This window comes from Streptomyces sp. NPDC048389, assembly GCF_040706335.1.
Lineage (GTDB): Bacteria > Actinomycetota > Actinomycetes > Streptomycetales > Streptomycetaceae > Streptomyces.
The window spans coordinates 25,413-50,609 of the sequence record NZ_JBEZKP010000035.1; the positions used below are offsets into that span (position 1 = coordinate 25,413).

The 25,197-nt window shown below is 69.3% G+C and carries 21 protein-coding genes; 3 read left to right on the forward strand and 18 right to left on the reverse strand.

Annotation, left to right across the window (positions count from 1 at the left end):
* Positions 1–16 precede the first annotated feature (16 nt).
* The 3 genes from AB0903_RS22660 to AB0903_RS22670 are packed head-to-tail and all read right to left on the reverse strand — an operon-like array spanning position 17 to position 1,631.
* The gene (locus AB0903_RS22660; protein WP_366705480.1) at positions 17–514 is read right to left on the reverse strand and encodes a DUF6113 family protein; all 498 of its coding nucleotides are present in this window, start codon (positions 512–514) and stop codon (positions 17–19) included.
* Positions 511–1,398, reverse strand: a complete 888-nt coding sequence (gene mshB / locus AB0903_RS22665) for an N-acetyl-1-D-myo-inositol-2-amino-2-deoxy-alpha-D-glucopyranoside deacetylase (protein WP_366705482.1) — start codon at positions 1,396–1,398, stop codon at positions 511–513. Before mshB ends, AB0903_RS22660 begins: the two co-directional genes overlap by 4 nt.
* 38 nt (positions 1,399–1,436) lie before the next feature.
* Complete coding sequence (locus tag AB0903_RS22670) at positions 1,437–1,631, reverse strand: hypothetical protein (protein ID WP_366705484.1); 195 nt, start codon at positions 1,629–1,631, stop codon at positions 1,437–1,439.
* A 169-nt stretch (positions 1,632–1,800) separates the two neighbouring features.
* Here AB0903_RS22670 and AB0903_RS22675 point away from each other — a divergent pair, with 169 nt between their 5' ends.
* Complete coding sequence (locus AB0903_RS22675) at positions 1,801–3,960, forward strand: prolyl oligopeptidase family serine peptidase (RefSeq protein WP_366705486.1); 2,160 nt, start codon at positions 1,801–1,803, stop codon at positions 3,958–3,960.
* Between the two features lie 11 nt (positions 3,961–3,971).
* On the opposite strand, the gene AB0903_RS22680 is transcribed toward AB0903_RS22675, so the two are convergent.
* The 15 genes from AB0903_RS22680 to AB0903_RS22750 all read right to left on the reverse strand — a co-directional run bounded on the left by AB0903_RS22680 (position 3,972) and on the right by AB0903_RS22750 (position 23,708).
* Positions 3,972–5,087 carry a hypothetical protein gene (locus AB0903_RS22680; protein WP_366705488.1) on the reverse strand — a complete coding sequence of 372 codons (1,116 nt, stop codon included), beginning with the start codon at positions 5,085–5,087 and terminating at the stop codon, positions 3,972–3,974.
* 364 nt (positions 5,088–5,451) lie between these two features.
* The gene (locus tag AB0903_RS22685) at positions 5,452–6,516 is read right to left on the reverse strand and encodes a dipeptide ABC transporter ATP-binding protein (RefSeq protein WP_366705490.1); all 1,065 of its coding nucleotides are present in this window, start codon (positions 6,514–6,516) and stop codon (positions 5,452–5,454) included.
* Positions 6,509–7,537, reverse strand: a complete 1,029-nt coding sequence (locus tag AB0903_RS22690; protein ID WP_366705492.1) for an ABC transporter ATP-binding protein — start codon at positions 7,535–7,537, stop codon at positions 6,509–6,511. The genes AB0903_RS22685 and AB0903_RS22690 overlap by 8 nt, the downstream gene beginning before the upstream one ends.
* Before the next feature lie 20 nt (positions 7,538–7,557).
* Positions 7,558–8,559 (reverse strand): ABC transporter permease, encoded by a 1,002-nt coding sequence (locus AB0903_RS22695; RefSeq protein WP_366705494.1) that lies wholly within the window; start codon positions 8,557–8,559, stop codon positions 7,558–7,560.
* Entirely contained in the window at positions 8,552–9,475 is a 924-nt protein-coding gene (locus AB0903_RS22700) for an ABC transporter permease (RefSeq protein WP_366705496.1), read from the reverse strand. Before AB0903_RS22700 ends, AB0903_RS22695 begins: the two co-directional genes overlap by 8 nt.
* 71 nt (positions 9,476–9,546) lie before the next feature.
* Positions 9,547–11,175, reverse strand: coding sequence for an ABC transporter substrate-binding protein (locus tag AB0903_RS22705; protein WP_366705498.1), 1,629 nt, complete (start codon positions 11,173–11,175; stop codon positions 9,547–9,549).
* A gap of 66 nt (positions 11,176–11,241) precedes the next feature.
* Complete coding sequence (locus tag AB0903_RS22710; protein WP_366705500.1) at positions 11,242–12,186, reverse strand: GNAT family N-acetyltransferase; 945 nt, start codon at positions 12,184–12,186, stop codon at positions 11,242–11,244.
* A 49-nt stretch (positions 12,187–12,235) separates the two neighbouring features.
* Entirely contained in the window at positions 12,236–12,724 is a 489-nt protein-coding gene (locus AB0903_RS22715) for a GNAT family N-acetyltransferase (protein ID WP_366705502.1), read from the reverse strand.
* Positions 12,725–12,864: 140 nt separating this feature from the next.
* Entirely contained in the window at positions 12,865–13,956 is a 1,092-nt protein-coding gene (locus AB0903_RS22720; protein ID WP_366705504.1) for a dipeptide ABC transporter ATP-binding protein, read from the reverse strand.
* Positions 13,949–15,007, reverse strand: coding sequence for an ABC transporter ATP-binding protein (locus AB0903_RS22725; RefSeq protein WP_366705506.1), 1,059 nt, complete (start codon positions 15,005–15,007; stop codon positions 13,949–13,951). The genes AB0903_RS22720 and AB0903_RS22725 overlap by 8 nt, the downstream gene beginning before the upstream one ends.
* A gap of 11 nt (positions 15,008–15,018) precedes the next feature.
* A complete protein-coding gene (locus AB0903_RS22730) occupies positions 15,019–15,984 on the reverse strand; it encodes an ABC transporter permease (protein WP_366705508.1) in 966 nt (321 codons plus the stop codon).
* Complete coding sequence (locus AB0903_RS22735; RefSeq protein WP_366705510.1) at positions 15,977–16,906, reverse strand: ABC transporter permease; 930 nt, start codon at positions 16,904–16,906, stop codon at positions 15,977–15,979. The genes AB0903_RS22730 and AB0903_RS22735 overlap by 8 nt, the downstream gene beginning before the upstream one ends.
* A gap of 129 nt (positions 16,907–17,035) precedes the next feature.
* Positions 17,036–18,652, reverse strand: coding sequence for an ABC transporter substrate-binding protein (locus AB0903_RS22740; protein ID WP_366705512.1), 1,617 nt, complete (start codon positions 18,650–18,652; stop codon positions 17,036–17,038).
* A 419-nt stretch (positions 18,653–19,071) separates the two neighbouring features.
* Entirely contained in the window at positions 19,072–20,979 is a 1,908-nt protein-coding gene (gene typA, locus AB0903_RS22745; protein ID WP_366705514.1) for a translational GTPase TypA, read from the reverse strand.
* 302 nt (positions 20,980–21,281) lie between these two features.
* Complete coding sequence (locus AB0903_RS22750) at positions 21,282–23,708, reverse strand: ABC transporter substrate-binding protein (RefSeq protein ID WP_366705516.1); 2,427 nt, start codon at positions 23,706–23,708, stop codon at positions 21,282–21,284.
* 320 nt (positions 23,709–24,028) lie between these two features.
* Here AB0903_RS22750 and AB0903_RS22755 point away from each other — a divergent pair, with 320 nt between their 5' ends.
* Positions 24,029–24,271 (forward strand): hypothetical protein, encoded by a 243-nt coding sequence (locus tag AB0903_RS22755; RefSeq protein WP_366705518.1) that lies wholly within the window; start codon positions 24,029–24,031, stop codon positions 24,269–24,271.
* Between the two features lie 93 nt (positions 24,272–24,364).
* Complete coding sequence (locus AB0903_RS22760) at positions 24,365–25,186, forward strand: hypothetical protein (RefSeq protein WP_366705519.1); 822 nt, start codon at positions 24,365–24,367, stop codon at positions 25,184–25,186.
* Positions 25,187–25,197 lie beyond the last annotated feature (11 nt).

Here is a 25,197-nt window from a genome sequence, read left to right on the forward strand (position 1 = left end):
GGGGTGCCGTCTGCGCCTATCGCCCAAGTCGGCCCGGCCCGCCATCGGATTGCGGCAACCGCGACATGGTGGCACACATCACAGCGGTCGCCATGCCGCCGAACATGAAGACGAGCGGCCCGAGCCCGGCACCGAACATGGCGTCACCCTCCGGACGTCCGACGCTGAGCACGACGATCGCCACGAGCCAGCCCACGGCCGAGGACAGGACCCCGACCTGGGTGCCCGTCGCCCGCAGGGAGCCGAGGAACAGACCGGCGGAGGCGAGCAGCGCCAGGACCAACCCGCCGGGGAACCAGGCCGCCTGGACGAGCGAGCCCGCCGCGCCGACGGCCGCGCCCAGGATCAGCAGCACGCAGTACGCCACGATCCGGCCGGGCGGGGGGAACCGCGAGGGCCGGGTGAACCAGGAGCCGGGCACCTCCCGGCCGCCCCCGGCCCTCCCCCCGCCACCCTCCGCGCCCCTTCCCGCACCGGCCGCCTTGCGCCTGCCCGCCTCGCTGCCGCCGCTCATGCCCGGACCCCCGCGAAAAGGTCGTGCTCCCGCTCGCCGGGCGCAGCGCCGGACTCCCCGGCCGCCAACTGGTAGTACTCCGTGGTGAACAGAGGCTGCCCCAGGTCGTTGGAGAGCGCGAAGAACGGGCCGTCGACGGCGATCTGAGTGGCGTGCGCGCGCATCGCGGCCGCCTTCCGCTCCGCGTACGCGGCCCCGTCGATCTCGGCGGTGATCTCCGAATCGTCCACCACACCGGGGACGTCACCGGTCTCGGCGATGCCCGGGAAGACCGTTCCGGCCGCACGCAGCCGCGCGAAGCCCTCCTCCGCCGCCGACCGCGCGACACGGTTCCAGTAGATCTTCGCGATGGCGTGCGGCGTTCCGAGGTCCTGCCGGAAGCCGGGGTCCGCGGCGAGTTCGGCGGCGCGCATGGCCACGCGGTGGGCCTGGATGTGGTCGGGGTGCCCGTACCCGCCGTCGGGGTCGTAGGTCACGAGCACCTGCGGGCGCACCGAGCGGACGACCTCCACGAGATGCGCGGCCGCCTCGTCGACGTCCGCGCTCCAGAACGCCCCTTCGCGGTGGTTCTGCTCCAGCCCCATCATCCCGGAGTCGCGGAAGCGGCCCTGCCCGCCGAGGAAGCGGTGGTCGGTGACGCCCAGCTCCTTCATCGCGGCGGCCAGTTCCCCGGCGCGGTACGGCCCCAGCCGGTCCTCCCGGTCCGGTGCGAGATGGGCGAGATCGTCCGGAATGATCTCGCCCTCCTCGCCGAGCGTGCACGTCACCAACGTGACATGGACGCCGGAGGCCGCGTACAGGGCCATCGTGGCGCCGTTGTTGATCGACTCGTCGTCCGGGTGCGCATGCACGAGGAGCAGACGGCGGGCGGGGAGATCCTTCATACGGACACCCTAGAACGGGTGCCGGGACAGTGCCCGTGTCAGAACTTGATGCCCCCGATCATCCCCGCCACATTCGTCGTCAGCTCCGAGATGGTCGGCGCGATCGAGGAGCTGGCGAGATAGAACCCGAGCAACACGCAGACCGCCGCATGTCCCCCCTTCAGCCCGGATTTCCGGATCAGCAGGAAGACGACGATCGCCAGCAGCACCACCGCCGAAATCGAGAGTGCCACGGCGGTTCACCTCCACAGATATTCGGTCGGGACGGGCCAGTTGCATGTGCCGGGACATGTGCCAGGAGGTTCATACCCACCTTGCGCTACGGATCATAACTATCCGTACCCGGGCATCGATCGGTGCACGGCAGCACACGGGGGCGCACACCGCTTAAGGTTCGGATCCATGACGTCGACGCCGCCGCTCTCCTTTCCGCGTCAGTCCGCGCGGACTCAGCGCTTCACCCTGGGCGCCCCCCGCGCCTTCACCGTGTCTCCGGACGGATCGCGCCTGGTGTTCCTGCGCTCGGCCTCCGGGACGGACCGGTCGGGGCTGATGTGGGTACTCGACCTGGACGGCCACGGCCCGCCGCAGGAGCGTCTGGCCGCCGATCCACGGGAGTTGCCGGGCGGCACGGCCGAGGAGCTGTGCGCCGAGGAACGCGCCCGGCGCGAGCGCAGCAGGGAGGGCTCCGCCGGTATCGTCGGCTACGCCGTGGACCGCGCCGTCGAGTTGGCGGCGTTCACCCTGTCCGGACGGCTGTTCACCGCGGAACTGCGGGCCGGTACCGCACGCGAACTCCCCGTGCCGGGGCCGGTGCTGGACCCCCGTCCGTCGCCGGACGGCCGTCTCGTCGCCTATGTGGCCGGCGGCGCGCTGCGGGTGACGGGCGCCGAGGGCGAGGGGGACCGGGCGCTGGCCGAGCCGGAGGACGAGCACACCTCCTACGGCCTCGCGGAGTTCGTCGCCGCCGAGGAGATGGACCGCTCCCGCGGCTTCTGGTGGTCGCCGGACTCGGACAGGCTGCTCGTGGCCCGCGCCGACGAGGGGAAGGTACGGCGCTGGTGGATCCCCGATCCGGCGCATCCGGACCGGGAGCCGGCGAAGGTCGCGTATCCGGCCGCCGGGACACCCAACGCCGACGTACGGCTGTTCTTCGTCACCCTGGACGGGGAGCGTACGGAGGTGGGCTGGGACCGGGACCGCTATCCGTACCTGGCGCGCGTGCACTGGTCGGCGGCCGGCGCTCCGCTGCTGCTGGTGCAGTCGCGGGACCAGCGCACCCAGCTCCATCTGGCGGCCGACCCGGAGTCGGGCTCGACCCGGACCGTTCACGTGGACGAGGACGCCGCATGGCTGGAACTCTTCCCCGGGGTGCCCGCCTGGGCCCCGGAGTCGTCCCACGCGCACGGCTTCGGCGCAGGCCGGCTGGTGCGGATCGCGGACGAGGGCGGCGCCCGGGTGCTCGCCGTCGGCGACCGGGTGCTGACCGGACCGCAGCTGCAGCTGCGCGCGGTGCTGGACATCGGCGAGAACGACGTGCTCGTCTCGGCGGCCGCCGGCGAGGAGGCCGCACAGCCGGAGACCGGTGAGATCCATGTGTACCGGGTGAACGAGCTGGGCGTCGAACGGGTCTCCGAAGGCCCCGGCGTCCATGCGGCGGTCCGCGCGGGCGCGGTGACCGTCCTCGCGTCGTCCCGTACGGACACGAGCGGCCCCATGGTCCAGATCCTCAGGGACGGCAAGCAGATCGCGGTCGTCGCCTCGTACGCCGAGCAGCCGGTGCTGCGCGCCCGTCCGACGCTGACGGAAGCCGGTGAACGGCGGATTCCGTGCGCGGTGCTGCTGCCGTCGGACCACCGGGACTCGGACGGCCCGCTGCCGGTGCTGATGGACCCGTACGGGGGTCCGCACGGTCAGCGCGTGCTGGCCGCGCACCATGCGTATCTGACCTCGCAGTGGTTCGCCGACCAGGGTTTCGCCGTCGTCGTCGCGGACGGCCGCGGCACCCCCGGCCGCTCCCCCGGCTGGGAGAAGGCGATCGCGGGGGACTTCGGCGCGACACTGGACGACCAGATCGAGGCGCTGCACTCGTTGGCGGGGTCCTTCCCGCTCGACCTGTCGCGGGTGGCGGTCCGCGGCTGGTCGTACGGCGGTTATCTGGCGGCGATGGCGGTGCTGCGCCGCCCCGACGTGTTCCACGCCGCGGTGGCGGGCGCCCCGGTGACCGACTGGCGGCTCTACGACACCCACTACACCGAGCGCTATCTCGGCGATCCAAGCTCGCAGTCCGCCGCGTACACGGCGAACTCGCTGGTCACCGACGCCGGGCTGACGGCCGTGGAGGGCCCGGCACGGCCGCTGATGATCGTCCACGGGCTGGCGGACGACAATGTGGTGGTGGCCCACTCACTGCGGCTGTCCTCGGCGCTGCTGGCGGCGGGCCGCCCGCACGAGGTGCTGCCGCTGACCGGAGTGACCCATATGACGCCGCAGGAGCAGATCGCGGAGAACCTGATGCTGCTCCAGGTCGACTTCCTCAAGCGCTCACTTAGGCTCGGGTGAGGGGCGGCCGGTCACCAGTTCGGCGGGGGTGACGAGGGCGGGGGCGGGCCGAACCCGCCGGCGGGCGGCGGCCCCTGCGGGTGTCCGCGGCCGCCGGACGGCTGCGGACACCCGTACCCCGGCGCGGCCGGCGGATATCCGTGACCTCCCCCGGCCGGCGGGTGTCCGTACCCCGGCGGCGGCCGGTTCGCGCCGCCGGGCCAGGGGCCGTCCGCCGGGCCGCTTTCGCCGCGCCGCATCAGCAGGACCAGCAGCACGACCCCGGCGATCAGCTCGAAGAACGCTGTCACGACGGTCAGCCGGTACTCCAGCGGCGCCGATTCCACGTACTGCGGAATCCGCGTCCGCACGGCGAGGTCGACCCCCACCGCGCCGGACGCCAGGATGTTCGCCGCGAGCACGGCGCCCAGCGGGCGGGCGAAGACGGCTCCGGTGAGCAGGCCGATGCCCGCAGTCAGACAGAGGATCACGACGGTGGCCGCCAGCCAGCCCGGCGGCGGTGCGAGCAGCCGGTGTGCGAACTGCTCACCGCCCGCCACGGTGTCGACATAGGCGTCCGGTCCGACCCGGTAGCCGAAGTGGATCTGCCACGCCGTGGTGACGGCGGCGCCCAGGAGCAGCAGAGGGCCGGCCAGCCAGGCCACCGGAGCGGTCGGCCGCAACGGGGCGGGGGCGCAGGCGGCCGCTTCCGGCGGGCGTCTGCCGGCCACCGCCGTGATGACGAGCCCGACGGCCAGGCCGAGCACGGCGAAGGTGCTGAGCAGCGCACGTGTCCGCACCGAGCCGGGGACATCCGGATACGCGGAGGAGGCGGTCAGGACCCACAGGCTCGGCATCCGGACGGCGAAGGTGAACACGGCCGTCGCCAGCAGCGCGGAGGCCGCGACCGACGAGCGCAGCACGGCGACCGCCGTGCCGGCGTACACCGCCAGCAGCGCTCCGTCGAGAGGCGCGGTGGCCTGCGTGGGCGGTCCGAAGCCCCACCTGGGGCCGGACGCCCCGTGGCGCCAGAAGCCGTCGAGCCCGTCGGCCAGTGAGACGTCCCGGACGATCCACGCCCCCGTGATCAGGGCGAGCACGCCGCACAGCGCCGCTCCCGTGATCCTGGCCCCCCGCGTAAGAGTCACGCCGACGATCCTGCCGGGGCGGCACGGCACGAACAAGACGACGATCGGACAGTTCCGGACAACCGGCGCGCGGCGGTACGCGGCGCCCGGCCGGGCCCGGACGACGGCGCACGGGAGGACCCGGCCAGGCCCGACGACGGCGCACGGGAGGGCCCACCGGCCCTGCGGCGCGGGACACGACGACCGCGGTACGCGACGCCCACCGGCCCCTGCGGCGCGGGACGCGACGACCGGCCGGGCCCGCATGGCGCGGTCCCGGCCGGTCTACGGCACCCGCACGGCCGTACGCTCCTGAGTATGGGGCGTCCGTATATCGGACCCGCGTCGGCCGAGTTGCCTGCGTGTAAACGGAACTGACGTCAGTTCACAGCGACTTGGCATCCCCGTCGGCGCCGCCCTCCGGCCCGCTCGGCACCACGTGCAGTTCCTCCGCGAAGTGGCAGGCCGACGGGTGCCGCACAGGCCCCTCGACCGTCCGCAGATGCGCCGGGACCGCCAGCAGCGGCACCTCCACCGCACACCGCTCCTGCGCCTTCCAGCAGCGGGTGCGGAACCGGCAGCCGGACGGGATGTCGGTCGGCGAGGGCACGTCCCCGGTGAGGATGATCCTCTCCCGGTGCTCGCGCGCCTCCGGGTCGGGCACCGGCACGGCCGACAGCAGTGCCTGGGTGTAGGGGTGGGTGGGGTGGTCGTAGATCTCGGCGTCCCGGCCGGTCTCCACGATCCGGCCGAGGTACATCACACCGACCCGGTCCGAGATGTGCCGGACGATCGACAGGTCGTGCGCGATGAACACATAGCTGAGCGAGAACTCCTCCTGCAGCGTGTCGAGCAGGTTGATGACCTGTGCCTGCACCGACACGTCCAGCGCGGAGACCGGCTCGTCGGCCACGATGATCTCGGGCCGGAGGGCGAGCCCCCGGGCGATGCCGATGCGCTGGCGCTGGCCGCCGGAGAACTGGTGCGGATAGCGGTTGATGTACTCGGGGTTGAGCCCGACGACGTCCAGCAGCTCCTGCACCTTCTGCCGGCGCGATCCCTTGGGCGCCACCTCCGGATGGATCTCGTACGGCTCGCCGATGATGTCGCCGACCGTCATCCGCGGGTTGAGCGAGGTGTACGGGTCCTGGAACACCATCTGGATGTTGCGTCGCACGGCTTTGAGGGCACGGCCCGACAGCCTGGTGATGTCCTCGCCCTTGTACCGGATCGTGCCCGACGTGGGCCGCTCCAGATGGACCAGCATCCTGGCGAGCGTGGACTTGCCGCAGCCCGACTCCCCCACGATGCCGAGCGTCTCGCCGGCGTACAGGTCCACGTCGACGCCGTCGACCGCCTTGACCGCGCCCACCTGCTTCTTGAAGAGGATGCCCCTCGTGAGCGGGTAGTGCTTGTACAGGTCGCGGACCTCGAGGATCGCCTCAGCCATGGAGCGTCGCCTCCCAGAAGTGGCAGGCGCTCCCGCGCCGCTCGTTCACCTCGTACAGCGGTGGGACATCGGTCCGGCACACGTCCTGTGCCATCGGGCAGCGCGGGTGGAAGGGACAGCCCGGGGGGATGTGCATCAGGTTCGGCGGCAGGCCCTTGATCGCGTACAGCTCCTGTCCCTTCTGGTCGAGGCGCGGGATCGATTCGAGCAGGCCCTTGGTGTACGGGTGGGCGGGTGCCCGGTAGATGTCGTGGACGGGGGCGGTCTCGACGATGCGGCCCGCGTACATCACGGCGATCTTGTCGGCGACGTCGGCGACGACACCGAGGTCGTGGGTGATCAGGATCAGTCCCATGTCCAGCTCGCGCTGGAGCTCGGCCAGCAGATCCATGACCTGCGCCTGCACGGTGACGTCCAGAGCGGTGGTCGGCTCGTCGGCGATGATCAGGTCGGGTTCCAGCGAGAGGGCCATCGCGATCATGATGCGCTGGCGCATGCCGCCGGAGAACTGGTGCGGGTACTGGCCGACACGTTCCTTGGCGGCGGGGATCCGGACCCGGTCCATCAGCTCGACCGCCCTGGCCCTGGCGTCCTTGCGCGACAGCCCCCGGTGGACGGTGAACATCTCACCGAGCTGGTCGCCGACGCTCAGGACCGGATTGAGGGAGGAGAGGGCGTCCTGGAAGATCATGGCCATTCCGGCGCCTCTGATCTTCCGCCGCTCCTCCTCCCGCATCGTCAGCAGGTTCTGGCCCTTGAAGAGGATCTCGCCGCCGGTGATCCGGCCGGGCGGCATGTCCAGGATCCCCATGACGGCCTGTGCGGTGACCGACTTGCCGGACCCGGACTCGCCCAGCACGGCAAGCGTCTCGCCCGCGTCGACGGTGTAGTCGACCCCGTTGACGGCCTTGGCGACACCGTCACGGGTGCGGAACTCCACGTGCAGGCCGCGTACGTCGAGCAGGCTGCCGGACGCGTCCGGTTCCGCGGACGTCACGGCCTCGTGGGACGTGGCGGGCATGGCGGCTCCTCCAGCTTCGGTCAGCGCAGCTTGGGGTCGAGGGCGTCGCGCACCGCGTCGCCGAGCATGATGAAGGCGAGCACCGTGACCGCCAGTGCACCGGCGGGCCACAGCAGCATGTGCGGCGCGTTGCGGACGTACGGGGAGGCCGACGAGATGTCGATGCCCCAGGAGACGGTCGGCGGCTTGAGGCCGACGCCCAGGAAGGAGAGCGTCGCCTCCAGCGAGATGTAGGTGCCGAGTGCGATGGTCGCCACCACGATCACCGGGGCGACGGCGTTGGGCGCGATGTGCCGCAGCAGCATCCGCGAGCTGGAGGCACCGAGCGCCCGGGCGGCCTGCACGTAGTCGTTCTGCTTGGCGGTGATGACGGAGCCGCGGGCGATACGGGAGATCTGCGGCCAGCCCAGCAGCACCATGAAGCCGACGACCGGCCAGACCGTGGTGCTGGTGATCACGGAGAGCAGGACCAGGCCGCCGAGGACCACGGGAATGCCGAAGAAGACGTCGGTGAGCCGGGACAGGACGGCGTCCCATGCGCCGCCGAAGAACCCGGCCAGCCCGCCGAGCACCGAGCCGAGCAGCGCCACTCCGAGGGTGGCGCAGACGCCCACGGTCACGGAGGCCCGCGCACCGTAGACGGTACGGGTGTAGACGTCGCAGCCCTGGCCGTTGAAGCCGAACGGATGGCCCGGCTGCGAGCCCTCCTGGGCATTGGCGAGATCGCAGCTGAGCGGGTTGCCGGAGGCGATCGCCGAGGGCCACAGCGAGATGAAGATCAGGAAGAGGATCACCAGGGAGGAGACGACGAAGACCGGGTTGCGCCGCAGATCGCGCCAGGCGTCCGACCAGAGGCTGCGCGGCTTGGCGGCCGGTCCCGTGCCCTCGGGGCCGTCGGGTGTCTGCTCCAGCGTCTCGCCCTCGCTCATCGCGAGGTTGGTCGCGCCACCCGATCCGGCGGCGCCGGGGACGGCCTGGTGTCCGGGGTCGTCGAAGTGCGGGTTCTGCCGTGGCTCAGGCATAGCGGATCCTCGGGTCCAGAACGGCGTACAACAGGTCCACCAGCAGGTTCGCCACGAGGAAGACGATGACGAGGACGCTGACGAAGCCGACGACGGTCTGCGTGTTCTGCCGCAGGATGCCCTGGTACAGCTGGTAGCCGACCCCGTGGATGTTGAAGATCCGCTCGGTGACGATCGCGCCGCCCATCAGGGCGCCGACGTCGGTGCCGATGAAGGTGACCACCGGGATCAGGGAGTTGCGCAGCAGATGCTTGCGGATCACCCGGCTCCGCGGCAGCCCTTTGGCCTTGGCGGTGCGGACGTAGTCGGCGCGGCTGTTCTCCGCGATGGAGGTGCGGGTCAGCCGGGTCACGTAGGCGAGTGAGACGGAGGCGAGCACCAGTCCGGGGACGATCAGTTCGCCGAGCCCGGCGTCGGTGGAGACGGACGGGTCGATGATGTCCCACTTGTAGCCGAGGAGCAGCTGGAGCAGCAGACCGGTGACGAACGTCGGCACCGAGATGACGACGAGCGTGAACAGGAGCACGCCACTGTCGACGGGACGGCCGCGGCGCAGGCCGGTGACGACGCCGAGGACGATGCCGATGACGATCTCGAAGGCGATGGCCACCAGGGTGAGCCTGATCGTGACCGGGAACGCGTCGGCCATGAGCTCGGTGACCTCCTGCCCGTTGAAGGCGGTGCCGAAGTCCCCGGTGAAGACGTTGCCCATGTAGGTCGCGTACTGCTGCCACAGGGGCTTGTCGAGGCCGAACTCCCTGCGCAGCTGTGCGGCTGTCGCCGGGTCGCACTGCCGCTCCCCGCACAGTCCCGCGACGGGGTCGCCCATCACGTTGACCATGAGGAAGATCAGCAGGGTGGCGCCGAAGAAGACGGGGATCATCTGCAGCAGACGCCGGATCACATAACGTCCCATGAAGGGCTCCGGAGGTCGTGAAAAGGGTCACGGCCCGGCGCCCGCCGCGCCGGGCCGGGTGCCTTCCGCCGTCAGTTGACCGTGATCTGGTTGTAGACGGGGACGCTGAACGGGTTGAGCGTGACGTTCGAGACGCGTTCGGAGTAGCCCGCACTGCCGTTCTGGTACCAGAGCGGGATGGCGGCCATCTCGTCCCGTACGACCTTCTCCGCCTCCTTGAAGGTCTCGACGGCCTGCGCGGGGTCGGTCTGCGCGTTCGCCCGGTCGACCAGGTCGTCGAACTTCTGGTTGCTCCACTTGCCGTCGTTGGAGGAGGCGTTGGTGTAGTAGAGCGGCTGGAGGAAGTTCTGGATCAGCGGGTAGTCCATCTGCCAGCCGGCCCGGAAGGGGCCGGACATCTCGGACTGGGTGATCTGGTTGCGGAAGTCGGCGAAGGTGCCGATGGGGTTGCCGACGCACGCCCGGTCGTCGCCGAGCGCGTTCTTGATGGAGTTGCAGACGGCGTCCACCCAGTCCTTGTGGGAGCCGGTGTCCGCGTTGTACGAGATCGTGACCCGCCCGCCCGGCAGACCGCCGGCCTCGGCGATCAGCCTCTTCGCCTGGTCGGGGTCGTACTCGCACGCCGCGCCGCAGAGCGTCGGGTCATAACCGCCCTCCTCGCCGAGCACCGGTGAGGTCCAGTCCTTCGCCGGTGTGCGGGTCTGCTGGAAGATGGTGTCGGTGATCTGCTCGCGGTTGATCGCCATCGACAGGCCGGTGCGGAGCTTCGCGCCGTCGGGGATGTTCCAGTCCTCGTCGTAGTAGGGGAAGGCGAGGGTCTGGATGATGCCGGCGGGGCTGTTGATGTACCGGTCACCCAGGTCGGCCTCCACGTTCTTGAGCTGGGAGGCGGGCACGTCGTCGACGAGGTCGAGGTTGCCGGCGATCAGGTCGGTGTAGGCGGTGTTGTTGTCGGTGTAGACCTTGAGGTCGATACCGCCGTTCTGCGCCTTGTCGGGCCCGGTGTAGCCGTCCCAGCGGCGCAGCGACATCTGGGAACCCCTGGCGTACGAGCCGACGACGTACGGGCCGTTGCCGACGGGCTTGGCGAGCCAGGCGTCGTGATCGTCGAAGAACGCCCGGGGCAGTGGGGCGAAGGCGGCGTAGCCGAGGGTGTCGGGCCAGGTGGAGAACTTCTGCGAGAGCCTCACGGTGAAGGTCAGCGGGCCGGTGACCTCCAGGCCCTTCATGGTCTGCGCGCTCGGCTCCCCGGATTCCGGGTGGACGTCCGTGTATCCGTCGATCTGGCCGAAGAAGAACGCGTTCCGCTGGTTGTTCCGCAGGTTCGCGCCGTAGTTCCAGGCGTCCACGAAGGACTGCGCGGTGACCTGCTCACCGTTGGAGAAGGTCCAACCGTCCTTGAGGGTGATCGTGAAGTTCGTGGCGTCGGTCGTCTCGATGCTCTCGGCGACCATGTTCTGGGCCTCGCCGGTCTTCGGGTCGTACCGCTTGAGGCCGCGGAAGATCATGTCGAGCACCTTGCCGCCCTGCACCTCGTTGGTGTTGGCCGGCTCCAGCGGATTCTGCGGGTCGCCCCACGAGGAACTCACGATCCCGTCGGCCCCACCGCCGCCGCTGTCGCTCCCGCCGCCGCAGGCCGCCGCCGCGAGGACGACGGCGACCGCGCATGCGGCCCACTTCACGTGGGTGGCTCCGCGCATGAAGTGCCTCCTAGATCCCAAGTCGACTTGGGCCCAATATCACTCCATGAGGGACCTAACGCATTTTCAGCTCGCCCGTGTGGCGGGTGAGGGGACGGGCAGGGTGAGCTCCCAGGTGTCGACCGCGTAGTGCAGGGACATCCCGTGGGCCTCGTAGAGCGCCAGTGCCCGGCTCTCGTTGCGGGTGTCGACCGCGAGCCCGATGGCGTCCCGGCCCCGGGCCGCGTACACGGCGAAGGCATGGCGCAGCAGATGACCGCCGAGACCGCGGCCGCGTGCCGCCTTCTTGACCCCGAGGTTTCCGATCCAGCCCATGGTCTCCTTGTCGTTCCGGGTCAGCAGCACGGCCACGTCCCCCTCGCCCTCGACGGAGGCGATCCACATGAGCGACCGGTCGCGGGGGCCGCTGTCCGCCAGCCACTGCTCATACGTACGCGGATGGTGGTCGAAGTGCTCGGCGAAGGTCTCCTCCACGAGCGCGTGAGCCGCCCGGTGATCGGCCTCCGCGGTGCAGTCACGCAAGGACAGCCCGGGGAGCGGCTGCGGCGGGCGGTCGCCCGAGGTCAGCGGACGGGTCATCACCTGGAAGCGGCGCACGGTGCGCCAGCCGCGGTCTTCGAGCAGTGTGGTGTCGAGCGTGGGCCGGATGTTGAGGTTGAGGTGCAGCACCGCCTGCTCGGCGCCGCCCGCCGCGGCCATGCGTACGGCGCGTTCCTCGATCCGCTCGAGGACCAGCAGGGCGGCGTCCGGCCGGCCGGGGAGGACGTAGTGGTCGACGCCGATGTCGCCCTGCCCGGAGTCGGTCCACAGGCTTCCGTACGCCACGAGGTCGCCTCCCTCGTGCACCAGCCACGAGTCCTGGGCGAGGTCGATCTCGGGGTGGGACAGATCGGTCTCGACCGTGTGCAGTTCGGTGTCCGCGTGGCCGATCTCGGCGATGTCGACGGCGTTCAGCAGCGCGCAGACGGGGGGTGCGTCCGCGAGCGTCGCGGGCCGGACGGTAAGGGGCATGGCACTACTGTTCACACCCGGTCCGGGGCCCGCAACGCATTTTCGTCCCTCAGCCGGCCGGGTCCCGGGGGACGGTCAGGGCGACGACCACCTCGTCGTCCTCGAAGTCCCCGGTCGGCGTGAACCCGAGCGCCGTGTAGAGCTTGGCCGCGCCGCTGTTGTCCGGGTGGTAGGACAGGCGTATCTCCCGGCAGTCCGGACGCCGGGACAGCAGCCGGATCAGCTCCTCCATGGCGGCTCGCCCCACACCCCGGCCCTGCTCGTCGGCGTCGACGACCACACCCCCGATCCAGTACGCCCCGCCCTCCTCGTCGTACGCCCACATGACATGGCCGACGACGGTGTCGTCCGCGAGGACGCCGAGCGAGGTCCAGAGGCCGCCGCGCATCGAGAGCAGCAGATAGCGGGCGGCGAGGGCGGCGACGAAGCCGCGCTGCTCGTCGCGCGGCGCGATGTCGGCCACCGCCCGCCAGTTGTCGTCGTCGACGGCACGCAGTGCGATGGTGCGGCCGGCCCGATCCGTCGATGCTTCATCCATTCGGACACCTTCCGGTGCGGACGCGATCCGGCGCAACGCCTTTCCACGACGCCTCCCACGGCGCATGCCACCAAGCCTTCCACGACGCGCAGGGCGCCCGCCCCGGTGGGGTCAGGCGCCCTGCGTGTGACGAACGAGGACTACGCCGCGTGGACGACGTCCTTCTCCTCGGCGAAGTGGCACGCCGACTCGTGCGCGGCCTCGGTGTCCCGGCCTCTGAAGCGCTCCGGAACCGCGAGCAGCGGCACCTCGGTGGCGCACTTGTCCTCGGCCTTCCAGCAGCGCGTGCGGAAGCGGCAGCCCGACGGCGGGTTCGCCGGCGACGGCACGTCACCGGTGAGGATGATCCGCTCACGGCCCTCGCGCATCTCCGGGTCGGGGACCGGGACCGCGGAGAGCAGCGCCTGCGTGTACGGGTGGGTGGGGTGGTCGTAGATCTGCGCGTCCGTGCCGATCTCCGCCATCTTGCCCAGGTACATCACACCGACCCGGTCCGAGATGTGCCGGACGATCGACAGGTCGTGCGCGATGAACACATAGCTGAGCGAGAACTCCTCCTGCAGCTTCTCCATCAGGTTGACGACCTGCGCCTGCACCGACACGTCCAGCGCGGACACCGGCTCGTCGCAGATGATGATCTCCGGGTTGAGCGCCAGGCCGCGCGCGATGCCGATGCGCTGGCGCTGACCGCCGGAGAACTGGTGCGGATACCGGTGGATGTACTCGGGGTTGAGACCGACGACGTCCAGCAGCTCCTGCACCCTGCGGCGCCGGTCGCCCTTCGGGGCCACCTCGGGGTGGATGTCGAAGGGCTCGCCGATGATGTCGCCGACCGTCATCCTCGGGTTGAGCGAGGTGTAGGGGTCCTGGAACACCATCTGGATGTTGCGGCGGACGGTCTTCAGGGCACGGCCGGTCAGCTTGGTGATGTCCTGGCCCTTGTAGAAGACCTCGCCGGCGGTCGCCTTCTCCAGCGTCATCAGCAGCTTGGCGACGGTGGACTTGCCGCAGCCGGACTCGCCCACGATGCCGAGCGTCTCGCCCCTGTAGAGGTCGAACGAGATCCCGTCCACGGCCTTGACCGCGCCGACCTGCTTCTTGAAGAGGATGCCCTGGGTCAGCGGGAAGTGCTTGACCAGGTTGCGCACCTGGAGGATGGGCTCACCGCGGTCGGCCGGAGCCTGGTCGGTGGTCGCGTCCACGGCCTCGTTCGTCTTCTTGAGCTCAGCCATGGATCGTCTCCTTCCAGTAGTGGCACGCGCTACCGCGGCCGGGCAGCTCGCTGCCGTCCTGCTCGGTCACCGGAACCAGTGCCGGGATCTCCGTACGGCAGAGGTCGTCCGCCTTGGGGCAGCGCGGGTTGAAGGCGCAACCGCTCGGGATCTTCAGCAGGTTGGGCGGCAGACCCTTGATCGCGTACAGTTCCTGGCCCTTCTGGTCCAGGCGCGGGATCGAGTCGAGCAGACCCCGGGTGTACGGGTGCGCGGGCCGCTTGTACAGCTCGTGCACGGGGGCGGTCTCGACGATCCGGCCCGCGTACATCACGGCGATCTTGTCCGCGACGTCGGCGACGACGCCGAGGTCGTGGGTGATCAGGATCAGACCCATGTTGTACTCGCGCTGGAGCTCCGCGAGCAGGTCCATGACCTGGGCCTGCACGGTCACGTCGAGCGCGGTGGTCGGCTCGTCGGCGATGATCAGGTCCGGCTCGAGAGCCAGGGCCATGGCGATCATGATGCGCTGGCGCATACCGCCGGAGAACTGGTGCGGGTAGTCGTTGACCCGGTCCTTGGACGCCGGGATCTTCACCCGGTCCATCAGCTCCACGGCCTTCGCCTTGGCCTCCTTCTTGGAGAGGCCCTGGTGAACGCGGAACATCTCGCCGAGCTGGTAACCCACGGAGAGCACCGGGTTCAGCGAGGAGAGCGCGTCCTGGAAGATCATCGCGATCTTCCGGCCGCGGATCTTCCGCCGCTCCTCGTTGCTCATGGTGAGCATGTCCTGGCCGCGGAAGAGGATCTGGCCCTGCGGGATCTTCCCGGGGGGCATGTCGAGGATGCCCATGATGGCCTGCGCGGTGACGGACTTGCCGGACCCGGACTCACCCAGCACGGCCAGGGTCTCGCCCGAGTCCACGCTGTAGTTGACGCCGTTGACGGCCTTGGCCACACCGTCACGGGTGTGGAACTCGACGTGGAGGTCCCGCACGTCGAGCAGCGGACCGGAGGCATCCCCGGCGCCACGGGGCGCCGGTACTCCTGCTGTTTCTTCGATGATGGTCACGTACGCCTCCCTCAGCGCATCTTCGGGTCGAGGGCGTTGCGTACCGCATCGCCGAACATGAGGAACGAGAGCACCGTGATCGAGACCATCACCGAGGGGATGATCAGCACGTACGGGGCGTTCCGGATCTGGGCGAAGCCGTCGGAGACGTCGATGCCCCAGGAGACCGTGGGCTCGGAAAGACCGATACCCAGGAAGGACAGCGTCGCCTCTGCGCCGATGTAGCCGCCCAGCGCGATCGTCGCGACGACGATCACCGGGGCGAGGGCGTTGGGCATGATGTGCTTGATCATGATGCGCGAGGTGGAGGCACCGAGAGCCCGGGCGGCCACCACGTAGTCGGCCTGCTTCACGGTGATGACGGCACCACGCGCGACTCGCGCGATGGAGGTCCAGCCGAGGAAGGCCAGCGCCAGGATGACGGTCCAGACGGCCCGCTTCTCGAAGCTGGTGAGGATCACCATGGCACCGAGCAGGAACGGGATGCCGAAGAAGATGTCGGTCATCCGGGACAGCAGGGTGTCCAGCAAGCCGCCGAAGTAGCCGGCCATCATGCCGAGGACGCCACCGATCAGGGTGACGAGGATCGTCACGACGATGCCGACGGTGATCGAGGCACGGGCGCCGTGGATGACGCGGGCGTAGATCGACCGGCCCTGGATGTCGTAGCCGAACCAGTCGGCGGCGAAGAAGTGGCTCCAGTTCGGCGGCTGGAGGTAGTGGTTGACCAGGTCGCCGTCGCGCGGCGAGGCGCTGGTGAACAGGCTCGGCGCGACCGCCATGACGATCAGCAGCAGGATGAGCGCCGACGAGGCGAGGAACAGCGGGCTGCGGCGAAGGTCGTGCCAGGCGTCGGACCAGAGGCTGCGCGCCTTGGTGCTCGCCGAACCGGGCTCGACCACCAGGGCGGTCTCGGGGTCGGCGGCGGGGAGCAGTTCGTCCTGGCCCTTCGAGGTCTCTGCGATTTTCTCAGGCATATCGGATCCTCGGGTCCAGGACCGCGTAAAGCAGGTCGACGAGCAGGCTGCAGAGAAGGTAGACAAGGACGATCAGCGTGACGACGCCGACGACCGTGGCTCCCTCGCGCCGTCTCAGCGCCTCGAAGACGAGACTGCCGATGCCCTTCACGTTGAAGATGCCCTCGGTCACGACGGCGCCGGACATCAGCGTGCCGAGGTCGGCACCGAGGAAGGTGACGACCGGGATCATCGAGTTGCGCATCAGGTGGACCGTGACGATACGGCGGCGGGGCAGGCCCTTCGCGACGGCGGTCCGGATGTAGTCGGATCGCAGGTTCTCCGCGACGGAGGTACGCGTCAACCGGGCCACGTAGGCGAGGGACAGCGCAGCCAGCACCGAGGCCGGCAGGAGGAGTTCGGTCCAGTTCTCCTGGAGCGAGACGTTCGGCTCGACGATGCCGAGCTGGAACGCGAAGAAGTACTGCGAGAGCCGGCCGAGCACGAACGACGGGACCGAGATCAGCAGCAGCGTCAGCAGCAGCAGACCGCGGTCGCGCAGCGACTCGGGCTTGAGCCCGGCGAGGACACCCAGGGTGATGCCCGCGATCACCGTGAAGGTGAAGGCGAAGAAGGTCAGCTGGATGGTGACGGGATACGCGTCGGCGATGACCTCCGCGATGGGGCGCTGGCTTGCGATCTGTGTACCGAAGTCACCCTGGAGCAGGTTGCCGAGGTAGATCACGTACTGCATCAGGATGGGCTTGTCCAGCCCGAGCTGTTGCTTCAGAGAGTCGATCTGCGCCTGATCGACGTGCTGTTCACCTGCCAGTGCGCGCACGGGGTCGCCGGGCAGCGCATACATCATCATGAAGATCAGCAGGGTCGACCCGATGAAGACCGGGATCATCTGGAGCAGTCGTCGTGCGACGTAGCGCCCCATGGGTGCCTCCGTGAGGGGTTAACTGGGTGCCGGGAGCCGTCCGCATGCGAAGGCCCCCGGACCACCGCCGCCGCCGGATGACCGACGGCGGCGGGGGACGGCCGAGTGGGGGATGAGGCCCGCAGGCGCTTACTTGACGGTGACTCCGGCAAGCTCGAGGTCACCGTGGAAGTCCACCGTGACGTTGTCGACGCGCTCACCGTGGCCACCGTTGATGCGGTAGTACCACAGCGGGATCGCCGGCATCTTCTCGAGAAGCTTCTTCTCGACCTCCTGGTAGCCCTTCACGGCCTCTTCCAGGGAGTTGGCCTTGTCCGCCTCGGCCATCATGTTGTCGATCTCCTTGTCGGAGAACTGACCGTTGTTGGACTCGGCGCTGGTGTGGTAGAGCTCCTTGATGAAGTTGACGTTGACCGGGTAGTCGGCCACCCAGCCACCGCGGTACATCGACTTCACCTGGTTGTTGTCACGGGCCTCGAGGTCCGTGGGGAAGTCCGGCTTGGCGTCGCCGACGCAGTCGACACCGGTCGCCTTGCGGATGGACTCGCAGGCGGCGGTCACCCACTCCTTGTGGCCACCATCGGTGTTGTACTGGATGAACAGCTTGTTGTCCGGGACGCCGCCACCCTCCTCGATGAGCTTCTTCGCCTTCTCCGGGTTGTACGTGAAGACGTCCGTGCCCAGGTCCTGGTTGCCCTTGACCTGCGGCGGCGTGAAGCTCGTCGCGGGGGTACGCGTGTTGTTCAGGACGGTCTTGGTGATCGTGTCGCGGTCGATCGCCATCGACAGACCCTGGAGGACCTTCGGGTCGATGTCCTTGAAGGTCTTGCTGTAGAACGCCGGGACCAGCGACTGGATGGCCGCGTACGGCTGCTCGATGGCGCCGTCACCGAGGTCCTGCTTGTACTTCGGCAGGTCCGTCGGGCCGACCTGGCGGATGATGTCCAGGTTGCCGGAGATGACGTCCTGGTACGCGGCCTCGAGGGTCGCGTAGTTCTTGAACTGGATGCCCTTGTTCTGAGCCTTGTTCGGGCCCTGGTAGTCAGGGTTGGCCGCGACCTGGATCAGCTTCTTGTGGGTCCACTTCTCGAACTTGTACGGACCGTTGCCGATCGGCTTCTGGCCGAACGCCTTCGGGTCGTCGTAGAAGACCTTCGGCAGCGGCGCGAACGTCGCGTAGCCGAGCTTGTAGTTGAAGTACGGGACCTTGTCCTTCAGCTCGATCGTGAAGGTGGTGTCGTCCACGACCTTCAGACCGGACATCTTGTCGGACTTCGGCTCACCCTTCTCCGGGTGCACGTCGTCGTAGCCGGCGATGTCGCCGAACCAGAAGCTGTTCTGCTGGTTGTTCTTGACGTTGGCGTACCAGTTCCACGCGTCGACGTACGACTGCGCGGTGACGGCCTCGCCGTTGTGGAACTTCCAGCCGGCCTTGAGCTTGACGGTCCAGGTCTTGGAGTCCTGGGTCTCCACCGACTCGGCGTTGGTGTAGATGATCTCGCCGTTGGCGTCGAAGTCCAGCAGCTGGGTGAAGAGCGACTGGATCACGTACGAGCCGTTGTTCTCGTTCGTGTCGGCCGGGATCAGCGGCTTCTGGGGCTCGCCGATGTCGATCGAGACGTAGCCCTCCGGCTGGCCGGACGTGTTCTTCTTGCCCTCATCACCGCTGCCGCCGCCACAGGCAGTGGCAGCCAGCGCGACAACGATCGCTCCCGCGACCCACTTGGCGCTCTTGGCACCACGCATGGGTTCCTCCTCATGAGTCCACTTGTCACTACAAGAGGGGCACGGTTCTACGCGCGCTGACACCCCTGACAGCGCTCGTCAAGTGCCCCGAGTGTGCTCGTGAGTCGGCGCTCCCCACAGCGCATGACCCATTGACCCGAGCTCAATGGAGCCAACTATTAAGTAGGACAGGCTTGTAAACCACACCTAACGGGTCTCGTTTTGACAACATCAGAGAGGTACTGGATACCGAAATCCGGACAAAGCGATCCCAGACAGACACCCCCGAAACGGACCGTTAACACATGTTCCGGAGTGCGACGGCCGATATACGGACACTCGGACCATGAAAAGGATTTGACGAACGGCCCGGCCCCCCACAGTCTCTGCGGAGGGCCGGGCCGTTCGTTCAACGGTTTTGCCAGAGCTTGGGTGATCCGTCAGCCGTGCTTGGCACGCGAGGCCGCGCGGCCGCGCTCCTTCTGGTCCAGGACGACCTTGCGGATGCGGACGGCCTCCGGGGTCACCTCGACGCACTCGTCGTCGCGGCAGAACTCCAGCGACTGCTCCAGCGAGAGCTTGCGCGGCGGGACGATCGCCTCGAACGAATCGGCCGAGGACGACCGCATGTTGGTGAGCTTCTTCTCCTTGGTGATGTTCACGTCCATGTCGTCGGAGCGCGAGTTCTCGCCGACGATCATGCCCTCGTACACCTCGGTGCCGGGCTCGGTGAACAGCACGCCGCGCTCCTGAAGGTTCGTCATCGCGAACGCGGTGACGGCGCCCGAGCGGTCGGCGACCAGCGAACCGTTGTTACGGGTCTGCAGGGGGCCGAACCACGGCTCGTGGCCCTCGTGGATGGAGTGCGCGATACCGGTGCCGCGCGTGTTCGTGAGGAACTCCGTACGGAAACCGATCAGACCGCGGGAGGGGACCACGAACTCCATGCGGACCCAGCCGGAGCCGTGGTTCGACATGTTGTCCATACGGCCCTTGCGGACACCCATGAGCTGCGTCACAGCGCCCATGTGCTCCTCGGGCACGTCGATCGTCATGCGCTCGACCGGCTCGTGGACCTTGCCGTCGACCGTCTTGGTGACCACCTGCGGCTTGCCGATGGTCAGCTCGAAGCCCTCGCGGCGCATCTGCTCGACCAGGATCGCCAGGGCCAGCTCGCCGCGGCCCTGCACCTCCCAGGCGTCGGGGCGCTCGGTGTCCAGCACGCGCAGCGAGACGTTACCGATCAGCTCGCGGTCCAGCCGGTCCTTCACCTGCCGGGCCGTGACCTTGCGGTCCTTGACCGCGGCCTTCGCGTCGGCGCCCTTGCCGGTGCCGCCCCGGCCGACCAGCGGCGAGGTGTTGGTGCCGACGGTCATCGAGATCGCGGGCTCGTCGACCGTGATCAGCGGCAGCGCGATCGGGTTCTCCGGGTCGGCCAGGGTCTCGCCGATCATGATGTCCGGGATACCGGCGACGGCGCAGATGTCACCGGGGCCGGCCACCTCCGCCGGCTTGCGGGTGAGCGCCTCGGTCATCATCAGCTCGGAGATGCGGACGTTCGAGATCGTGCCGTCGCGCTTGATCCAGGCGACGGTCTGGCCCTTGCGCAGCTCGCCCTGCTCGACGCGGAGCAGCGCGATGCGGCCGAGGAAGTTGTCGGCGTCCAGGTTGGTGACGTGAGCCTGCAGCGGGGCGGACTCGTCGTACTCCGGCGCGGGGACGGTGTCGAGCAGCGTGGTGAAGAACGGCTCCAGGCTGTCGCTGTCCGTCGGGACGGTGCCGTCCTCGGGCTTGGTCAGCGAGGCGACGCCGTCACGCGCGCAGGCGTAGACGATGGGGAACTCGATCTGCTCCTCGGTCGCGTCCAGGTCCAGGAACAGGTCGTACGTCTCGTCGACGACCTCGGCGATCCGGGAGTCGGGGCGGTCCGTCTTGTTGATGCAGAGGATCACCGGCATCTTCGCGGCGAGCGCCTTGCGCAGCACGAAACGCGTCTGCGGCAGCGGGCCCTCGGAGGCGTCGACGAGAAGGACGACCGCGTCCACCATCGACAGACCACGCTCGACCTCGCCACCGAAGTCGGCGTGGCCGGGGGTGTCGATGATGTTGATCGTGATCGGGGCCCCGCCGTCCTTGGGGTGGTACTTCACGGCGGTGTTCTTGGCCAGGATCGTGATGCCCTTCTCACGCTCCAGGTCGTTCGAGTCCATCATGCGGTCGTCGAGCTGCTCGGCGGCGTGTGCGGCGAAGGCACCGGCCTGCTTGAGCATGGCGTCGACCAGAGTGGTCTTGCCGTGGTCGACGTGGGCGACGATGGCGACGTTACGGATGTCGTGGCGCGTGGGCATGCGTGCAGGCGCTTCTCTCGATCGTGGGATCAGGCGTTGGATGGGATTTCCCCGTCCGCCCGCCGGGCGGACACGCCACGGCTTGTCCCATGGTACGGGGCCGCCGGGAGAGGGGCCTCCCGGAACGATCGGGTCCGGAGCGAACGAGGCGGGGATCACGCCGCGGCAGGGGCGGTGCCGGTACGGCGGGCAAGCGGACACACAGGGGCGGGCCCGGGTCGGGGGTCGGCACGAGCTTGCCCGCCGGCATGGCCGGCGGGCAAGGAACTTGAGCCAGTTCTGAGGTTGTGACCTGCTGTTTCCTACTCCTTCGCGGCAGCGCCGGGCTTTTTGAACCCGATGTCCTGGTACCGGGGGTCCGCGAACCCGAACGCCCCCGCGTTGACCACGTTCTTGGCGGCCGCGACCAGCTCGGGTCGCTGGTAGAGCGGGATGGAACCGGCCGCGGCCCAGATCCTGGCGTCGGCCCTGCGCATCAGATCGCGGGCGGCGTCCTCGTCGAGCTCTCCGGCGGCCTGGGCGAAGAGCTGGTCGATGTAGTCCGTACCGACCCGGGTGTAGTTCTGCTCGACCAGGAGGGAGCCGTCGGAGGCCGGCTTCGGCTTGGCGTAGATCGGCCGGGCGTCGGTGGCCGGGTAGGGGCTGGACGGCCAGGAGTAGAGGGCCAGGTCGTAGTCGCCGGAGGCGATGTGGTCCTTGAAGAAGCTCGTGTCGTCGACCTTGACGATCTCCGTCCGCACGCCGATCCGGCCGAGCATCTCCGCGATCTTGTCACCGACGGTTCGCAGGACCTCGGAGCCGGGTCCGGACGGCAGGACGAAGCGGAGGCTGAGCGGCTTTCCGTCCTTGCCGAGGGCTCCGCCCGCGGCAGCCCCGTCGGGCGCCGCGGTGCCGCGCGGGGCGTAGGCGCCGGCCACGCCGCCCTGCTCCTGAGCGTTCTTGTCGGCCTTCTCGGCCGCCTCCGCCGCGTCCGACGTCACGTCGCGGAGCGACGCGGCCTGGCGGCTGAGGGCGATGCTCTGGACGGCCGCGCCGGGCGCCGGGGCGAGGATGTACGTGGCGCGTGAGGCCGCTCGGGGGTCGCGGCCGGCGTGCTTGTCGTCGCCCACGATGTAGAGGCCCTCGTCCGAGGCGACGTCCTTGCTCTTCTCGGAGTCCTTCTCCGACTTCTTCTGCGAGTCCTTCTCCGACGCCGCCGCCTCGGCGGGCTCGAGCTTCGCGGAGGACGCCGGGGACGGCCCGGCGGAGGTCTTCCCCTCCCCGCTCTTGTCCCCGGCCTCGTCCGCGTCCTTCTCCTTGTCCTTCTCCTTGTCGTTGCCCCCGGCCTCGCCGCCCGCGTTGGCCTGCTCCTCGTCCAGTCCGTCGGGCGTCCAGCCGGCGTCGGCGAGCAGCGCCTGCGCCTCCTGGGTGTCCTGCTCCCCGAGGGCGGCACTGTTGTCCGTGTAGGCGGCCTGGCCGGCGAGCGCCACGTGGCTGCCGGGCGGCTCCGCGGGCAGGCCGAGCGGGGTGAGCACGGCGTCGGCCAGCTCCTTGCGGTTCAGCGCGCGGGCGATCGCCCGGCGCACCCGGTCGTCGGCGAGCGGCCCGGACTCGCCGTTCAGCGCGAGCTGGGTGTAGGCGGGCTCCAGCGACTTGCGGACCTCGTACTTGCTGAGGGCGGACTGCTCCTCGGCGTACTTCTTCTCGGCCTCCGCCGCCCGCTTCCTGGCCTCCTGCGCGATGTCGGCCAGTTCCTCGTCGGAGCCGTGGGCCAGCGCCCAGGACTTCAGCGCGGCGGACGGGGTGGTGGCGGCGCCGGGGCCGTAGGCGAGCGGGCGGCCGCCGCGGCCGGCGTCCTTCACCGCGTAGGCGATGCGTTCCGCCGCCGACGGGTCGATGTCCGCCAGGTCGAGCTTGCCGGCGGCGAGTGCGGTGACGCGCTTGTCGCGCGCGACCGCGGTCAGGACCACCTTGTCGAGCTTCGGGCGGTCCCCCCACCAGCGGGGGTTGCGCACCAGGGTCGTCGTGTTCGCCGCACGGTCGATCTTGGAGATCCGGAAGGGGCCGGCCGTCGCCTTGAGCTTGGTGCGGGCGCCGTCGTTGAAGGAGTCCGGGGTCCCCGTCACGTCCTTGGGGTAGAGCGGTGTGAACAGCGACGGCCAGTCCGCGTAGGGCTTGGTGAAGGTCACCTTGACCTCGAGGTCGCTCGCACCGCGCTCGATCGTCTGGATCCGGTCGTACCCGGCGTTGCGGGCCGTCCAGTACGAAGAATCCTTTCCGCTCAGTGCGCGCCACTGGGCCAGGAAGTCGGGAGCGCCGATCTCGCGGCCGTCGCTCCACACCGCCTGCTGGTTCAGCTTGTAGAGCACGACCTGTTTGGGCTCGCGCTCGATGATCTCGGCCGATTCCAGATAGTCCGGATTGCGCTGCGGCCGCCCGCTCTCGTCAAGGACGAAGAGGGCCGGCAGCACGGCGCCGGCGATCCGGCTCGTGGTGGCGTCCGCGTCTGCCTGGAAGGTGTTGAGAGTGGTGGGCACCGTGTCGACGGCCCAGCGCAGCGTGCCTCCGTCAGCGACGAGGCCGCGATCGGCGGGCGAGATGTCCTGGGCCGGGGGCTTCCCCCGGCCCTGCTCATCGCCCGAGCTGCAGCCGGCGAGAACGGGGAGTACGAGCACTCCGCTCGCGAGCAGTGCGACGGGGCGGAGCCTTCGGGAGCATGTCCGCCCTCGGGGGGCTTCCACCTGGGACATGGCTTGTACCTCTTCGTCCTGTTTCGTCGATTTAGAGATGATCACACCGATTCAAGCCACTGAAGTGGACAGAGCCCCGCGCCGGACGCAGACACGGCGACGCCGCCGCCAACGCCACCCGTGCGGGCGAACCCGGAATGCCCCATATCGGAATACAAGGGGCGAATATGGGGGGAGTGAGACAACGGCCACAAGGGGCGCGCCGGCAGCGCACGCGCCGGGAATGCCCGTACGTCCCCTTCACAAGGGGGGATGTGACGCGCGACACTCGCAGGCGCATGAACGACGCCACCGCACCCTGCGGAAGTGAGGGCAAAGTCATGTCACACCAGGAAGATCTGGCGGCTGTCCAGAGCCGCCTCGACGAGCTGGTCCGCCGCGTCGGTCAGCTGGAGCAGACCGTCGAACGGCTGCGCGCATCCGGCCCGGCCGCGGCCCCCGCCGCTCCGGCCGCCACGGTCCGTACCGAGCTGGTCACCATCCCCGACGCCCCGTACGACAACGCCCTGTGGACGGACTCGGACGACGAGGGGCTGGGAGTACGCGACCGGCACGCGCCCTGACCCGCGCGGACGGCAGGACCGGCCCGCGGCAGCAGGCCGGTGAAGCCGCCGGCCCGGTCCACACTCCCGATCCCACGCCACCCGGAGCCTTCGTTGGCCACTGGTACCGAACCACCACACGTCAGTACGGGCGTGCACGAGCCCGCGCGCGCCGCCATCGGCCCCCGCCATCTGCGGACGGACCGCTGGTGGCTGGCCCCGGTCCTGACCGCCGCCGGACTGCTCGCCTTCATCGTCTACTCGACGTGGCGCGCCTTCGCGAACGCCGACTACTACGCGGCGCCCTACGTCTCCCCGTTCTACTCGCCGTGTCTGGCGGAGAACTGCGTACCGATGCGCGCGGGACCCAACTGGGAGATCTTCGGCAGCTGGTGGGGACTGTCCCCCGCGCTGCTGATCCTGATCTTCCCGCTCGGCTTCCGGCTGACCTGCTACTACTACCGCAAGGCGTACTACCGGGGCTTCTGGGCCTCTCCCCCGGCCTGCGCCGTCGCCGAGCCGCACAAGAAGTACACCGGTGAGACCCGCTTTCCGCTGGTCCTGCAGAACATCCACCGGTACTTCTTCTACGCGGCCGTTCCGGTCGCCGTAATCCTCACCTACGACACGGTGCTGGGCTTCCGCGACGAGAACTACGAGTGGGGCCACATGGGCCTCGGCACCCTGGTCATGCTGGTCAACATCGTGCTGATCTGGGCGTACACCATCTCCTGCCACTCCTGCCGGCACATCGTCGGCGGCAGGCTGCGGCACTTCTCCAAGCACCCGGTGCGCTACCGCCTGTGGGGCTGGGTCGGCAAGCTGAACGGCCGCCACATGCAGCTCGCCTGGGCGTCCCTGCTCAGCGTCGCCCTGGCCGACTTCTACGTCTATCTCCTCGCGACCGGCGCCTTCGACGATCCGAGGCTGTTCTAGATGGCTGTTGC